General features: G+C 72.1%; 11 protein-coding genes. 4 read left to right on the forward strand and 7 right to left on the reverse strand.

Annotation, left to right across the window (positions count from 1 at the left end; genetic code table 11):
- Positions 1 to 134 precede the first annotated feature (134 nt).
- Positions 135 to 539: a hypothetical protein gene (locus tag MF672_RS21820; protein WP_242381848.1), complete on the forward strand. Its 405-nt coding sequence runs from the start codon at positions 135 to 137 to the stop codon at positions 537 to 539.
- Between the two features lie 33 nt (positions 540 to 572).
- Here MF672_RS21820 and dop read toward each other — a convergent pair whose 3' ends face one another.
- The 5 genes from dop to MF672_RS21845 form a co-directional block, all read right to left on the reverse strand.
- Positions 573 to 2,087, reverse strand: a complete 1,515-nt coding sequence (gene dop, locus MF672_RS21825; RefSeq protein ID WP_302893246.1) for a depupylase/deamidase Dop — start codon at positions 2,085 to 2,087, stop codon at positions 573 to 575.
- Between the two features lie 87 nt (positions 2,088 to 2,174).
- Positions 2,175 to 3,317 (reverse strand): acyltransferase family protein, encoded by a 1,143-nt coding sequence (locus tag MF672_RS21830; protein ID WP_242381847.1) that lies wholly within the window; start codon positions 3,315 to 3,317, stop codon positions 2,175 to 2,177.
- 49 nt (positions 3,318 to 3,366) lie between these two features.
- Positions 3,367 to 5,793 carry a carbamoyltransferase HypF gene (locus MF672_RS21835; protein ID WP_242381846.1) on the reverse strand — a complete coding sequence of 809 codons (2,427 nt, stop codon included), beginning with the start codon at positions 5,791 to 5,793 and terminating at the stop codon, positions 3,367 to 3,369.
- A gap of 233 nt (positions 5,794 to 6,026) precedes the next feature.
- Positions 6,027 to 7,790 (reverse strand): proteasome ATPase, encoded by a 1,764-nt coding sequence (gene arc, locus MF672_RS21840; protein WP_242381845.1) that lies wholly within the window; start codon positions 7,788 to 7,790, stop codon positions 6,027 to 6,029.
- Positions 7,791 to 7,994: 204 nt separating this feature from the next.
- The gene (locus tag MF672_RS21845; RefSeq protein ID WP_242381844.1) at positions 7,995 to 8,846 is read right to left on the reverse strand and encodes a tRNA (adenine-N1)-methyltransferase; all 852 of its coding nucleotides are present in this window, start codon (positions 8,844 to 8,846) and stop codon (positions 7,995 to 7,997) included.
- Positions 8,847 to 8,901: 55 nt separating this feature from the next.
- On the opposite strand from MF672_RS21845, the gene MF672_RS21850 reads away from it, so the two are divergent.
- On the forward strand, positions 8,902 to 9,993 hold the full coding sequence (locus MF672_RS21850) for a GNAT family N-acetyltransferase (RefSeq protein ID WP_242381843.1): 1,092 nt from the start codon (positions 8,902 to 8,904) through the stop codon (positions 9,991 to 9,993).
- Between the two features lie 241 nt (positions 9,994 to 10,234).
- Positions 10,235 to 10,732 carry a hypothetical protein gene (locus MF672_RS21855; RefSeq protein WP_242381842.1) on the forward strand — a complete coding sequence of 166 codons (498 nt, stop codon included), beginning with the start codon at positions 10,235 to 10,237 and terminating at the stop codon, positions 10,730 to 10,732.
- A 307-nt stretch (positions 10,733 to 11,039) separates the two neighbouring features.
- On the opposite strand, the gene MF672_RS21860 is transcribed toward MF672_RS21855, so the two are convergent.
- Both MF672_RS21860 and MF672_RS21865 read right to left on the reverse strand, forming a co-directional pair.
- The gene (locus tag MF672_RS21860; protein ID WP_242381841.1) at positions 11,040 to 12,578 is read right to left on the reverse strand and encodes an FHA domain-containing protein; all 1,539 of its coding nucleotides are present in this window, start codon (positions 12,576 to 12,578) and stop codon (positions 11,040 to 11,042) included.
- Between the two features lie 340 nt (positions 12,579 to 12,918).
- Positions 12,919 to 14,055: a site-2 protease family protein gene (locus MF672_RS21865; RefSeq protein ID WP_242381840.1), complete on the reverse strand. Its 1,137-nt coding sequence runs from the start codon at positions 14,053 to 14,055 to the stop codon at positions 12,919 to 12,921.
- Positions 14,056 to 14,204: 149 nt separating this feature from the next.
- On the opposite strand from MF672_RS21865, the gene MF672_RS21870 reads away from it, so the two are divergent.
- Positions 14,205 to 15,065, forward strand: coding sequence for a RecB family exonuclease (locus MF672_RS21870; RefSeq protein ID WP_242381839.1), 861 nt, complete (start codon positions 14,205 to 14,207; stop codon positions 15,063 to 15,065).
- Positions 15,066 to 15,082: the final 17 nt, after the last annotated feature.

Genomic DNA, 15,082 nt, shown 5'->3' on the forward strand with positions numbered 1-15,082 from the left:
TTGGGGGACTGCCTCTACGGCATATCTTCCCCGAACCGCCCGACATTTCGCGCGGAACCTGCTGCGATCTTGGCGAGGTTGACTGGATAGCAGCACTATCCAATAATGGACCCCTACACACAAGGAGGTCCAGGATGTCCGCTGCGTCCCTGAGCACGGCAGGTGTGCTCCTCATCACAGTCCCCACGATCGCCTTCGGCGGCGTGTCGCTCTTGACGTTCCTGATGCGGAACGTGCCCGGTTACCGGGACAACCCGGTGCGGCGCGGCCTGTGGCGGGCCGGACACGCGCACGCGGGGGTGCTGGTGTTGTTCGCCCTGGTGGCGATGTTGTACGTGGACCAGGCGGCGCTGCCGGAGGGGGTCAGGACGTTGACCCGGGTGCTGATCGTGGCGGCGCCGATCCTGATGCCGCTGGGTTTCTTCCTGTCGGTGGCGCGGCCGAAGGACACGCGGCCGAACAGGCTGATCTGGCTCGCGGTGGCGGGCGGGGTCTGCCTGTCGGTGGGCACGCTGACGCTCGGGATCGGTCTTCTGTGAGGGAGGACCGGCCCCGGCGCGGGCGTCAGCGGGTCATTCGCCGCCGGTGAGGGCGGCGACGAGGTCGGCGGCGGTGCGGCAGCGGTCGAAGAGCTCGCCGACGTGGGCCTTGGTGCCGCGCAGGGGTTCGAGGGTGGGGACGCGCTGGAGGGATTCGCGGCCGGGGATGTCGAAGATGACGGAGTCCCAGCTGGCGGCGGCGACGGACTCGCTGTACTGGCGCAGGCAGCGGCCGCGGAAGTAGGCGCGGGTGTCGTTGGGGGGGTGCTCGACGGCGCGCTGGACCTCTTCCTCGGTGACCAGGCGTTGCATGCGGCCGCGGGCGACGAGGCGGTTGTAGAGGCCGCGGTCGGGCCGGATGTCGCTGTACTGGAGGTCGACGAGCTGGAGCCGGGGGTGGGACCAGGCCAGGCCGTCGCGGCTGCGGTAGCCCTCGAGGAGCTCCAGCTTGGCGACCCAGTCGAGCTCGCGGGAGAGCTGCATGGGGTCTTCGGCGAGGCGGGTGAGGACGGACTCCCAGCGGTCGAGGATGTCCTTGTTCATCTCGTCCTGGGCGGTGCCGCGCTCCTCGACGAACTTGCGCGCCTGTTCGAGGTACTCCATCTGGAGCTGGACGGCGGTGAGCTTGCGGCCGTCGCGCATGGAGATCTCGTAGCGGCAGGTGGGGTCGTGGGAGACGGCGCGCAGGGCCTGGACGGGGCTCTCGACGGCGAGGTCGCGGCTGAGGAAGCCCTCCTCGATCATGGCGAGGACGAGCGCGGTGGTGCCGAGCTTGAGGTAGGTGGAGATCTCGGACATGTTGGCGTCGCCGATGATGACGTGGAGGCGCCGGTACTTCTCGGGGTCGGCGTGGGGCTCGTCGCGGGTGTTGATGATGGGCCGCTTGAGCGTGGTCTCGAGGCCGACCTCCACCTCGAAGAAGTCGGCCCGCTGGCTGATCTGGAAGCCTTCGCCGCGGGAGTCCTGGCCGATGCCGACCTTGCCGGCGCCGACGACGACCTGGCGGCTGACGAAGAAGGGGGTGAGGTGGCGGACGATGTCGGCGAAGGGCGTGGCGCGGCGCATGAGGTAGTTCTCGTGGCAGCCGTAGCTGGCGCCCTTGGCGTCGGTGTTGTTCTTGTAGAGCTGGATGGGGGCGTTGGAGGGGATGGCGGAAGCGCGGGTGGCGGCGTCGTACATCACCCGCTCGCCTGCCTTGTCCCAGATGACCGCGGCCCGGGGGTTGGTGCACTCGGGTGAGGAGTACTCGGGGTGGGCGTGGTCGACGTAGAGCCGGGCGCCGTTGGTGAGGATGACGTTGGCCAGCCCGAGGTCCTCGTCGGTGAGCTGGGTGGGGTCGGCGACCTCTCTGGCCAGGTCGAAGCCGCGCGCGTCGCGCAGCGGGTTCTCCTCCTCGAAGTCCCAGCGCGCGCGGCGCGCACGGGCCGCCGAGGCGGCGAGGTACGCGTTCACGACCTGCGAGGAGGTCACCATCGCGTTGGCGCCTGGCTGGCCGGGTACGGAGATGCCGTACTCGGTCTCGATGCCCATCACCCGACGCACCGTCATGCAACACCCTCTGTTCGTCCGGGGTCTGTCTATCCGCCGTTTATATGCCCGAGCCTATGCCCTTCACAGTGCCCCGAGGCCACAAGGTTATGGCACCGACGCTTTTTCCATCTGTACGGCGGGAGCGTCTGAGGCGTGGGTGCGCCTGCGTGGCTTGAGTAGCCGCTGAATGGGGCGTTCGGCAAAGGCATACACCAGATAGGACAGGAGCACGGCTATCAGCGTGGCGGCGGTGGCGGCGGCCCAGGGCGGCAGGTGGCCGGTGAGCGCGGGGATGGCGGCGACGGCGACGACGCTGTGGAGCAGGTAGAGGGGGTAGGTGACGCCGCCGAGCGCGGTGAGGAGTTTCGAGGGCTTGAGCCGCAGCAGGCCGGTGGCGGCGAGGGCCATGAGGAGGAAGACGATCGTGAGGGCGACGACGACGCCGGTGTCGGTGACCGGCATGTTCTTGAACCCGGCGGCGTCGATGCGGCGGTGGACGCGGGCGAGGGCGCTGTCGAGGGAGAGGGCGTAGCCGGCGGCGACGTAGATCCACGGCAGCCAGGAGTGGCCGTGTTTGTGGATGAGGTAGAGGCTCATGCCGGTGACGAAGTACGGCGCGTAGTCGGGCATGACGGTCTCGGTGAGGACCGGGGGGACGTCCACGGCGGCGTGCTGGAGGAGCTTGAGCGTGAGGGCGGCGGCGAGCCAGAGGCCGCCGAGGGCCAGGACGCGGCGGTGGGTGACGCCGATGACGACGAGGACCGCCATGATCAGGTAGAAGCGCAGCTCGGCCCAGAGCGACCAGTAGACGCCGCTGGCGTCGGTGATCTTGAACAGCCGCTGGAACATGGTGGCGTTCAGCAGGTACTCGCCGGTGGACAGCTTGGGGTCGAGGGCTTTGGCGCCGGTGAGGCCGTAGAGGGCGGCGACGGCGGCGAGGCTGATCCAGTACGCGGGATAGAGCCGGACGAGGCGGGAGCGGGCGAACGCGCCGAGGCCGCGTCCCCACACGCTCATGAGGATGACGAAGCCGCTGATGATGAAGAACAGCTCGACGCCGAGGATGCCGAGGCCGGCCAGGGGGGCGGCGGCGGGGAACAGCTCGGCGGGCCGGTCGCCCCAGACGCTGGCGTAGGCGACGAGGTAGTGGAAGGCGACGACCGCGAGCGCGGCGAGGAAGCGGAGGAGGTCGAGCTCGGCCAACCGGCCGTTCTCCCGGGCATGCTTGGGCCGGTTGGGGGTGCGCACGCCCTTTTGGACGTCACATCGATCACTTTGGTTCCACCGGTCACAGGCGTCACAGCGCGGGCGATAGGCCGGCCCGGTCGCGGGCCGCGGCGACGACGGCCTGGCCGAGACTGATCCCGCCGTCGTTGGGCGGCACCCGCAGATGGGTCAGGACGCGGAACCCGGCCTCGCGCAGCCGCCGCACGGTGCGCTCGGTGAGCAGCACGTTCTGGAAGACGCCGCCGGACAGGGCGACCGCGGTCAGGCCGGTGGCGTCGCGGAGCGCGGCGCAGGCACGCAGGACGGTGTCGGCGACGCCGTTGTGGAAGCGGCCGGCGATGACCGGGGTGGGCCGGCCGGCCTCCAGATCGCGGGCGGCGGCGTGGACGAGGTCCTCGCCGTGCACGGTGAGCAGGTCGCCGGGGGTGAGGCGGGCGCGGTAGGCGCCGGTCTCGGCGGGGTCGGCGTGTTGTTCCAGCTCGATGGCGGCCTGGCCCTCGTAGGTGATGTGGTCGCGGACGCCGAGGAGGGCGGAGACGGCGTCGAACAGGCGGCCCGCGCTGGAGGTGAGGGGGGCGTTGACGCCTTTGGCGGCCAGGGCGAGCACGTCGGCCCAGCGGTCGGCGTTGCGGCGGGCGACCCCGAGCTTGCGGTGCGTCTCGGCGGGGCCGAGGTAGGCGGCGGTCATGCGCCAGGGCTGGCGGACGGCGGCGGCGCCGCCGGGCATGGGGACGGGGGCGAGCCGGCCGAGGCGTTCGAAGCCGGTCAGGTCGGCGCGCAGGAACTCGCCGCCCCACAGGGTGCCGTCGGTGCCGTAGCCGAGCCCGTCGAAGGCGACGCCGATCACCGGGCCGGGCTCGCCGTTGTCGGCGAGGCAGGCCGCGATGTGGGCGTGGTGGTGCTGGACGCCGACGTGCTCGACGCCGGGGATCTCCAGGGCGTGCTTGGTGGACAGGTAGTCGGGGTGCAGGTCGTGGGCGACGATCTCGGGGCGCAGGTCGAACAGGGCGCAGAAGTGGTCGATGCCGTCGGTGAAGGAGCGCAGGGTCTCGTAGTTCTCCAGGTCGCCGATGTGCTGCGAGACGAAGGCGCGCCGGTCGCCGGCCAGGCAGAAGGTGCTCTTGAGCTCGGCGCCGCAGGCGAGCACGGTGCGGGGGACGAAGTGGCGCAGCGGCAGCGGCTCGGGGGCGTAGCCGCGGGCCCGGCGCAGCACGGTGACCTCGCCGGCGACGGGCCGCACCACGCTGTCGTCGGCGCGGACGTGGATGGGCCGGTCGTGGGTGAGGAAGGCGTCGGCGATGCCGCCGAGCCGGGCCAGGGCGTCGGCGTCGTCGTGGGCGATGGGCTCGTCGCTGACGTTGCCGCTGGTCAGGACGAGGGGTTCGGCGAGCTCGGCGAGCAGGAGGTGGTGCAGCGGCGTGTAGGGCAGCAGAATGCCGAGGCTGCGGTTGCCGGGCGCGACGGAGGGCGCGACGGGCAGGACGTCCGGCAGGGCGTCCGGGAAGGCGTCCGGGAAGGCGTCCGGCAGGTCGGTGGGCAGAGCGGTGGGCAGAGCGGTGGGCGGGGCGGTGGGCGGGGCGGCGGCGGGCGGGGCGTCGCGGCGGGGCAGCAGCACGATGGGGCGGGCGCGGCTGGTGAGCAGCGCGGCGGCGGTGTCGTCGACGACGCAGAGCCGGCGGGCCTGGGCGAGGTCGGCGGCCATGACGGCGAAGGGTTTGTCCTCGCGGTGCTTGCGGCCGCGCAGGGCGGCGGCGGCCGGCTCGGCGGCGGCGAGGACGGCGAGGTGGTAGCCGCCGAGGCCCTTGACGGCGAGGACGCGGCCGGCCCGCAGGAGGGCGGCGGCGGTGGCGACGGGGTCGCCGCACAGCTCGTTGCCGCGGGAGTCGAGCAGCCGGAGGCGGGGGCCGCAGGCGGGGCAGCAGGTGGGCTGGGCGTGGAAGCGGCGGTCGCCGGGGTCGTGGTACTCGGCGGCGCACTCGGCGCACATGGGGAAGCCGGCCATGGTGGTGAGCGGCCGGTCGTAGGGGACGGCGCGGACGATGGTGAAGCGGGGCCCGCAGTTGGTGCAGTTGATGAACGGGTAGCGGTGCCGGCGGTCGGCGGGGTCGGCGAGCTCGCGCAGGCAGTCGTCGCAGGTGGCGGTGTCGGCGGGGACGAGGGCGCGGCGCAGGCCGGCGGGGTCGCTGGCGGCGATGGTGAAGCCGTGGTGCCCGGCGGGCTCGGCGCGGACGACGGTGACGCGTTCGATCTCGGCCAGGGCGGGGGCCTCGTGTTCGAGGGCGGTGAGGAACTCCTCGACGCGGGGGCAGGCGCCTTCGACCTCGATGTGCACGCCGTTGACGTCGTTGCGGACCTGCCCGGCTAGGTCGAGGCGGCGGGCGAGGGCGTAGACGAAGGGCCGGAAGCCGACGCCCTGCACGATGCCTTCGACGTGCACGTCGACGCGCTTGAGGCCGGGCCGGCCGGACGGGGCGGCCGCCTGATCGAACGTGTTCACAAGGCCCAGTGTGCGCCTGTGCGGCGGGCCGCGCATGCCTATCGCGCGTGTCGCGCCGCAGGAACGGCCGCAGGAACGGCCGCAGGAACGGCCGCGGGAACGGCCGCAGGAACGGCCGCGGGAACGGCCGGTGGAACGGCCAGGGACACGGGCGGCGCGAGGGGCGGGAGGGCGGGAGGGCGGGAACGGAAAACGGGAGGGCCGGGGCGGCCCTCCCGTTTGTCCATCGTGCGTTACAGGTACTGGCCGGTGTTGGCGACGGTGTCGATGGACCGGCCGGCCTCGCTGCCCTGCTTGCCGGAGACGAGCGTGCGGATGTAGACGATCCGCTCGCCCTTCTTGCCGGAGATGCGGGCCCAGTCGTCGGGGTTGGTGGTGTTGGGCAGGTCCTCGTTCTCGGAGAACTCGTCCACGCAGGCCGTGAGCAGGTGCTGCACCCGCAGGCCCTTCTGGCCGGTCTCGAGGAACTGCTTGATGGCCATCTTCTTGCCCCGGTCGACGATGTTCTGGATCATCGCGCCGGAGTTGAAGTCCTTGAAGTACAGGACTTCCTTGTCGCCGTTGGCGTAGGTCACCTCGAGGAAGCGGTTCTCCTCGCTCTCGGTGTACATGCGCTCGACGACGCTCTGGATCATGCCCTGGATGGTGCCCTCGCGGGAGTCGCCGTGCTCCGCCAGGTCGTCCGGGTGCAGAGGCAGGTCGGGACGCAAATACTTGGAGAAGATGTCCTTGGCCGCCTCGGCGTCGGGCCGCTCGATCTTGATCTTCACGTCCAGGCGGCCGGGCCGCAGGATCGCGGGGTCGATCATGTCCTCGCGGTTGGAGGCGCCGATGACGATGACGTTCTCCAGGCCCTCGACACCGTCGATCTCCGACAGCAGCTGCGGGACGATGGTGTTCTCCACGTCGGACGACACGCCGGAGCCGCGGGTGCGGAAGATCGAGTCCATCTCGTCGAAGAACACGATCACCGGGGTGCCCTCGGAGGCCTTCTCACGGGCGCGCTGGAAGACCAGGCGGATGTGCCGCTCGGTCTCGCCGACGTACTTGTTGAGCAGCTCGGGGCCCTTGATGTTGAGGAAGAAGCTCTTGCCGGACTGGCCGGTCTTCTCCGCGACCTGCTTGGCCAGGGAGTTGGCGACGGCCTTGGCGATGAGCGTCTTGCCGCAGCCGGGCGGGCCGTACAGCAGCACGCCCTTCGGGGGCCGCAGCTTGTGCTCGCGGAACAGGTCGGCGTGCAGGTAGGGCAGCTCGATGGCGTCCCTGATCTGCTCGATCTGCCGCATGAGGCCGCCGATCTCCTCGTAGGAGATGTCGGGGACCTCTTCGAGCACGAGCTCTTCGACTTCGGACTTGGGTATGCGCTCGTAGACGTAGCCCGAGCGAGGCTCCAGCAGGAGCGAGTCGCCGGCCCTGATGGGCTGGCCCTGCAGCGAGTCGGCCAGCCGCACGACGCGCTCTTCGTCGGCGTGCGAGATGACCAGGGCCCGCTTGCCCTCGTCGAGCAGTTCCTTGAGCATCACGATCTCGCCGACCTCTTCGTAGCCGAGCGCCTCGACCACGTTGAGCGCCTCGTTGAGCATGACCTCCTGGCCACGCCGCAGCTTGTCGACGTCGACGGCGGGGCTGACGTTCACCCGCAGCTTGCGGCCGCCGGTGAACACCTCGATCGTGCCGTCTTCTCTGGCCTCCAGGAAGGTGCCGAAGCCGGATGGCGGCTGCGCCAGCCGGTCGACCTCCTCCTTGAGGGCGACGATCTGGTCCCGGGCCTCCTTGAGTGTGGCCACAAGACGCTCGTTTTGGCCGGTAACGGCCGCGAGGTTCGCCTGTGCCTCATGGAGACGCTCTTCGAGGACCCTGGCCTGACGGGGTGACTCGGCCAGCTTCCGCCTCAGCGCTGTGATCTCCTCCTGGAGGAAGGAGACCTGTGTTGAAAGATCAGCGACCTCCCGTTCGCGCTGCGCGGCTCGAGCCTCAGCATCATCGCGAGCTGCCACGCCCCGTCACCTCCTTCCCAGTCGAGGGCGACTACTAAGGACCTTACCTATCTCGGGCCCCTCCGTAACCTGGCCGGGCAGTGTTCGTAGAGTGACATTCAGTATTCGGTGAATAATCCTCAATAGTGCGTTTAATACTCCCAGCATAGGAACACGACGATCTGTTCCCGTGTCACGCACCAACGCACCCTCGTGGCCAAATTGTCATAGTTCTTCGGTGGTCCCCTTCGGTCGACGGCGTCTCGGCGGGGGCGTCACCCCATCCGCCATGCGGCGGGCGGTGACGAGGAACCCCGTGTGGCCGATCATCCGATGATCGGGTCTCACCGCGAGCCCTTCGACATGCCAGTCGCGAACCAGGGTCTCCCACGCATGCGGCTCGGTGAAACACCCGTGATCGCGAATGACCTCCACGGTCTTCGACAACTGCGTGGTCGTGGCCACGTAGCAGCAGATCACGCCGCCCGGGGTGAGGGCCTTGGCGGCGGCGTCGACGCACTCCCACGGGGCGAGCATGTCGAGCATCACCCGGTCGACGTCCGCCTCGTCGATCGAGTCGTTGAGGTCGCCGACCACCAGGCGCCAGGTGTCGTCCATGGGGCCGCCGTAGAAGTTCTCCACGTTCTTGCGGGCCACGTCGGCGAAGTCCTGGCGGCGCTCGTAGCTCGTCACGTGGCCCTGCGGGCCGACGGCGCGCAGCAGGAAGCAGGTGAGCGCGCCGGAGCCGACGCCGGCCTCGATCACCCGGGCGCCGGGGAAGACGTCGGCCATGCCGACGATCATCGAGGCGTCCTTGGGGTAGATGACGGCCGCGCCGCGCGGCATGGCGAGGGTGTAGTCCTGCAGGAGGTGGCGGAAGGCGAGGTACTGGGTGCCGCCGGAGGAGCGCACGACGGAGCCCTCGGGCTGCCCGATCAGGTCGCTGTGGGGGATGGCGCCCTTGTGGGTGTGGAAGACGCCGTCCTCCTTGAGCGTGATCGTGTGGCGCTTGTTCTTGGGGTCGGTGAGCTGCACCTGATCCCCCGCCTGGAAAGGCCCATGCCTGCGGAAACCCATGGCGGCAAGGTTATAGGGGTTTCGGGCGGCTCCGGACGCGCGGTAAGTATGAGGGATGCTCGCGCGTGATGTGATCTCCGCCGGCCCCCTCGTCCTCCGCCCGCCGGCCGACTGCGACGCCGAGGCGGTCGTGCGGGCCTGCGACGACCCGGTGACGGCCCGCTTCCTGCCGCTGCTGCCCTCGCCGTACGGGCTCGCCGACGCGCGGGCCTACCTCGACGGCGCCCGGGCCACATGGGAGGGCGGGGGCGCCGAGTTCGCCGTCACCGAGGACGGCCAGTACGTCGGCTCGATCGCCGTCCGGCCGCCCGACCGGTGGGCCGTCACCTCGATCGGCTTCCTGGTCGCGCCGTGGGCGCGCGGCAAGGGCGTGGCCGCGACGGCCGCGCGGGCGGTCACCGACTGGCTGTTCGACCAGGGCGTGCGCCGGGTCGAGCTGGAGACCGAGGTGGAGAACGTGGCCGGCCTGCGGGTGGCGGCCAAGGCCGGCTTCCGTGAGGAGGGGCGGCGCAGGGAGGCCAAGCGGCTGCGTGACGGCCGCCCGTCCGACCTGGTGCTGTTCGCGCGGCTGGCCGGCGAGGCGGTGCCGCCGCCGGAGCCGTACCTGCCGTTCTTCGAGGGCGGGCGGCTCTCGGACGGGGTGGTGCTGCTGACGCCGATGGCCGTCGGCGACGCCGCGGACTTCCACCGGATGATGACCGACCCGGTCGTGGCCTCCTACGCCATGGGGCCGCCGAGCTCCCTGCAGGACGACGAGCGGCGCTGCCGCTACACAGGCTACTGGTGGGTGTCCGGGCAGCGGATCGAGCTGGCCGTCAGGGACGCGGCCACCGGCGTGTTCGCCGGGCACATCCAGCTCGTGCAGGTGACGCCGGCGCTCGGGCAGGCCATGGTCGGCTACTCGCTGGTCCCGGAGTTCCGCGGGAGGGGGTTCATGACGCGGGCGGTGCGGCTGCTGGTGGACTGGGTGTTCGCCAACACGGCGCTGCACCGGGTCGTGGCCGGCACCGAGGCGGGCAACGTCCCGTCGCACCGGGTGCTGGAGCGGGCCGGGTTCAGCAGGGAGGGCGTGCACCGGGAGATGTTCCCGAAGCCGGGCGGGGGGCGGGTGGACGACATCGCGTGGGCGCGCGTGCGCCCGTCCTGAGCCGCCCGTCCTGAGCCGCCCGTCCTACGCGCCCGTCGCGTCACTCGGGGCCGCCCGGGTCACGGGCGCGTGGCCATACGGCGGGCCCGCACCCCCTGCCCGAAATGGGCAATAATCCCGATTTCCTGTTGAGGGCTAGTCAAGGACGACGTCGGGAGTGATAGTCGGGGCAGCCCGTTTTCGAGGGTCGCGCGATCGGGTTGCGCGATCTCACCTCCTCCCGGCGAGGGATCACACCGCGATGCCATTCAACCGTGTCGATGTCGCCATGCGCGAGCTCATCTCCGCCTTCTCCGGCGTGGAGGCGGCGGATCTGATCGATCGGCTGGCGCGCACCGCCGCCGCGGTGGCCGACACCGGGTACGCGGGCTTCGTCCGGGTCGATCCGCTGCGCCAGGAGGCCTGGCCGGTGCACGTGCACGCGCCGCCGGGCGACCCCCTCGGCGTGCGGCGCTGGCTCGCCGAGTCGGGGGTGCTGAAGGAGCTGGCGGTCGCCGCCGAGCCGGTCCGGCTGGCGCGGGACGCGAGCGTGGGCGAGCCGGGGTTCCTGGCGGCCCCGGTGCCGCTGGCCTCGCGCGACCACACGTTCGTGTGGGTCGCGGGGCGGGAGTTCGGCGACGGCGACGAGCACCTGCTGAGCCGTTTCTCCATGGCGGCGGGACGCGCCCTGGAGGCGGCTAGCGGGCTGGAGGCGGCCGTGCGGCTGCTGCGGGGCGTACGGGCTTTCCGACCGGCCTGACGGCCGCCTGGGCCGTTGCGGACGCCCCGATCGTCGGGTAAGGGAGGGCCGGGACGCGCACGGCGGCGGGGGCCGCTTTCGCGGCGGCCGGTTGTTCCGCGACTTGCCGGGAGGAGCCGCGCCGAAAGGCACGCCGGACGGACACGGCCGCTCCCGGCTCCGCGCCCAGGGCTCCGGAGCGCGGTGGGCGGCCCCTTTCCGGCCACCGGGCGGACACCCCCAGGCGGTAGGCCGTAAAGGTGGTGTCAGGGGCCGGTGTGACAGAAGGCCGCGCCCCGGAGGGAACGCGGCCTGCGGTCGCGCCGCGCTACCCGCGGTGGGCCTCGTAGCGCAGCGTGCGGGAGACGCCGACCCGCACCGTCGTGCCGGGCGCGATGGTGACCGGCTCGTTCGGCGGGATGTCGTAGAAGTTGGGGTCGCCCGGCGGCTGGATCTGGGTGCCGTTGACCGAGCCGAGGTCGACCAGGTTGACGTCCCAGCCGTCGAGCGCCACCCGCAGGTGCCGGCGCGAGACCGAGCCGTCGGGGCTGGTGACCTTGGCCGGGCGGGCGGTGCCGCCGGCGACCTCCGGGGCCCGCTCGGGGTCGCGGCCGAGCAGGTAGTCGGTCTCCAGCGGCAGCGCGGTGCCGTCGTCGAGGATGAGCACGCCGAGCGAGGGGCGCGGGCCCTTGTAGGGGACGAGGGTGCGCTGCACCAGCGCGATGCCGCACACCGCGCAGTAGGGGACGCGGGGGTCGTTGAAGTGGTCGTTCTTGCAGTCGACCCCGTAGACCAGCGGCCGGTCGCCCTGCTCCTGCTGCTGCTCCTGCTGGGGCGGCGGCTGCTGCTGGCCCGGGTGGTCGAAGGGGTCGGGCTGGCCGAACGGGGACGGCTGGTCGCCGAAGTGGTCGGGCGCGCCGAGGTGCTGCGGGGCCTGCTGGTCGGGCAGGCCGTTGCCGGAGGGCGGCTGCTCGTCGTAGGACGGGTACTGCTGCGGCTCGGGCGGCGACGGCGGCTGCTCCTGCGGCTGGTGGTAGGGCGCCTGGTCCTGCGGGGAGCCGTACGGGGAGTGGTGCTCCTGCCCGGGGAACGGCTGGTCCTGCGGGGTGTGGTAGGGCTGGTCGAGCGCCGCGGGGACGGGCTGCGGGCCCGAGGGCGGGCTCGGCGCCGCCGGCGGCTGGTCGGCCAGCGGGTACGGCGGCCGCTCCACCGGCTGCTGCTGCGGCCGCTCGGCGGGCGGCGGGATGAGGTCGGCCTCGATGTGGAAGGCCGTGGCCGGCATCTCGCTGGTGAGCGGCCGGGACGGGGCGGGGGCGGCCGGCCGCTCGTCCCGCTGCGCGGCGGGTTGAGCGGCGGGTTGGGCCGAGGGCTGCGCGACGGGCCGGTCGGCGGACTGGTCGGTGAGGTCGCTGACGAGGCCGCCGCCGTGCACCACGCCGCCGTCGAAGCGCACGGCCGGGTGCGGGACGCCGGCGCCGGGCAGGCTCAGCTCGACCCGTTCGACCGTGCCGGTGACGAGCCGGTCGGCCCAGGTGAGCGAGTCGCTGCCGGACAGCCGCGTCTCGCCGGCCGAGGTGACGACGCTCGCCGAGGCGGGCCCGCTGACCAGGACGGCGACGCCGCCGGTGACGGGGCCGGCGACCGCGCAGGCGGCCGGGTCGCCCGCCATGTTGGCGGCGAGGACCTGCGCGGCGCGGCGGGCCAGGGCGCGGCCGTCGCCGCCGGAGGCCGCGGTCTCGCGCAGCGCGTCGAGCAGGCCGTCGGCGGTGGCCTCGCCCGGGTCGCACACCAGCAGCAGCCCGCCCAGGTAGGCGACGAGTCCATTTCCAGGAAGCGGACGCACCACTGCGAAGCCTTGGCCGGTCATGCGTCCCTCCTCATGACGACCGTGCTGCGCTCATAGGTGCCCTCGCTGCGCTCGGTCACTCAACTCTCCTCCCCGGAAGCCGGCGATGTTACGGCACCCGCACTGCCGTGCTGGCCACCAGCCATACGCATACCCAGACGACGGAGCCGTGCCGCGGCCCCGTCGTCTCGATTCGGTGAACCGGTGGACCGCAACAAACCCCTTAACTGTGCAAGTTTGGCCAAACAGCACACTATCGGCCAGTCATCGCATCTCAGAAATCGCCCGGGTCCGTTCCGGACACCGGAAACCGCTGGACACGACCCTATCCGGGGGCCGCCGGTTAAACGAGTGGGACAAATCAGACGCCGCTGAACACCCGGTTCACATCGGCCGTGGACAGCACTCCGTACACCTCTCCGCCCGGCTCGACGAGCAGGTACTCGCTGCCCGGAGCCTGGCGCATGGCGTCGATGAGCGGCTCGCCCGACAGGTCGGCGGCCAGCACCATGGCCGGGTCGAGGGTCTTGGCCAGCGAGGCGGCGTCGACCCAGGGACGGCGGTGCTCGGGGGTGGCCTGCACGGCCGCCTCGCTGACGATCGCCGTCGGCCGGCCGTCGTGGCCGACCACCACGATCGCGCCCGCGTGCCGCTCGCCCGCCTGCCGCAGCGCCTCCGACAACGGCGTGTCGCCGGTCACCGGCACCGCCCTGCGGGCCAGGGCCCGGGCGCTGACCTTGGGCATGCGGGCGCGGATGCGGGCCACGCGCAGCGACTGCGAGGCGCCCATCCAGATGAACGAGGCCAGCACCAGGGGCCACACCACGTCGGCCAGGTCGGCGTCACCGCCGCCGCGCAGCACCATCGCGATCGGGACGGCGGCCAGCAGCACCGCCAGCACCCGGCCGCCCCAGGCGGCGACGACCGTGCCGGAGCCGGGGTCGCCGGCCAGCTTCCACACCCCGGCGCGCAGCATCCGGCCGCCGTCCAGCGGCAGGCCGGGCAGCAGGTTGAACACGCCGACGATGAGGTTGGCGAACCACAGCTGCAGCACCAGCACCTCGACGATGCCGCCGTTGTTGATGGCGTACTCGTCGGCCAGCCAGCCGACGCCCGCCAGGCCCAGCGACAGCGCGGGCCCGGCCGCGGCCACCAGGAACTCCTTGCCGGGCGTCGGCGGCTCCTTCTCGATCTCCGAGACGCCGCCCAGCAGGTAGAGGGTGATGCGGCGCACCGGCAGGCCGTACGCCTTGGCGAGGACGCTGTGCGCCAGCTCGTGCAGCAGCACCGACACGTAGAGCAGCACCGCGAAGAGGAACGCGACCCCGTAGGCGGCCGGGCCGGACAGGTGCGGCAGGATGCCCGCGAAGTAGGGGCCGAACATGACGGTGATGAACCCCGCCACGAGGAACCACGTCCACGAGACGTAGACGGGGATGCCGAACAGCCTCCCCATCGGGACGCCGGAGAACTCCTGCCGGGGGCTCTGCTCGCTCACCGCACTCCTCGTACGTGTTACCCGGCGGGTCCGCAGGCGGGCGGGCCCCGGCGGTGTATCGGTCTCGCTGCCTCGATGCTACGCGCCGCGACGGCCGCCATCGTCGCGGCGGGGGCCGAACTGTCGGGGCCGTGACCTAGAGTGCGTGCATGACGCTGACCGAGCCGGTGATCATCGGAGCTCTCTCCCCCTCCCGGGCGGGCGATTTCATGACCTGCCCGCTGCTCTACCGCTTCCGGGTGATCGACCAGCTCCCCGAGCGGCCCTCCCCCGCGGCGGTGCGCGGCACGGTGGTCCACGCGGTGCTGGAGCGGCTCTACGACCTGCCGGCCCCGCGCCGCTCGGTGGCGGCGGCCCTGGAGCTCCTGGAGCCGCAGTGGGAGCGGCTGCTGAGCGACGACCCGCAGTACGCCGAGATGTTCGACGGCGAGCAGGAGCAGGCCGAGTGGCTGGCGCAGGCGCGCGGCATGCTGGAGCGCTACTTCACCCTGGAGGACCCGACCCGGCTGGAGCCGGCCGAGCGCGAGCTGTACGTGGAGGCGGTGCTCGACGGCGGGCTGATGCTGCGCGGCTACGTCGACCGGCTCGACGTGGCGCCCACCGGCGAGATCCGGGTGGTCGACTACAAGACCGGCAGCGCGCCGGGGCCCGACTTCGAGGCCAAGGCGCTGTTCCAGATGAAGTTCTACGCGCTGGTGCTGTGGCGGCTGCGCGGCCGGGTGCCGCGGCTGCTGCAGCTGGTCTACCTGGGCGGGCAGGGCGAGGTGCTGCGGTACGCGCCCGACGAGGCCGACCTGCTGGCCACCGAGCGCAAGGTGATGGCGCTGTGGACGGCGATCGAGCGGTCGATGGAGAGCGGCGAGTGGCGGGCCCGGCGCAGCCGGCTGTGCGACTGGTGCGACCACCAGGCGCTGTGCCCGGAGTTCGGCGGCACCCCTCCCCCGGTGCCCGACCGGCAGCCGGGCGACACGGTCCGCAGCAACCGCCGCGCCGCGACCGACGAGCTGTAGCGGCCGCCGCCGGGCAG

Source organism: Actinomadura luzonensis (assembly GCF_022664455.2).
GTDB classification, from domain to species: Bacteria; Actinomycetota; Actinomycetes; order Streptosporangiales; family Streptosporangiaceae; genus Nonomuraea; species Nonomuraea luzonensis.

Coding starts and splice junctions, on each gene's coding strand:
- MF672_RS21820 (WP_242381848.1), top strand. CDS start 135: ATGTCCGCTGCGTCCCTGAGCACGGCAGGTGTGCTCCTCATCACAGTC.
- dop (WP_302893246.1), bottom strand. CDS start 2,087: ATGACGGTGCGTCGGGTGATGGGCATCGAGACCGAGTACGGCATCTCC.
- MF672_RS21845 (WP_242381844.1), bottom strand. CDS start 8,846: ATGGGTTTCCGCAGGCATGGGCCTTTCCAGGCGGGGGATCAGGTGCAG.
- MF672_RS21850 (WP_242381843.1), top strand. CDS start 8,902: ATGCTCGCGCGTGATGTGATCTCCGCCGGCCCCCTCGTCCTCCGCCCG.
- MF672_RS21855 (WP_242381842.1), top strand. CDS start 10,235: ATGCCATTCAACCGTGTCGATGTCGCCATGCGCGAGCTCATCTCCGCC.
- MF672_RS21860 (WP_242381841.1), bottom strand. CDS start 12,578: ATGACCGGCCAAGGCTTCGCAGTGGTGCGTCCGCTTCCTGGAAATGGA.
- MF672_RS21870 (WP_242381839.1), top strand. CDS start 14,205: ATGACGCTGACCGAGCCGGTGATCATCGGAGCTCTCTCCCCCTCCCGG.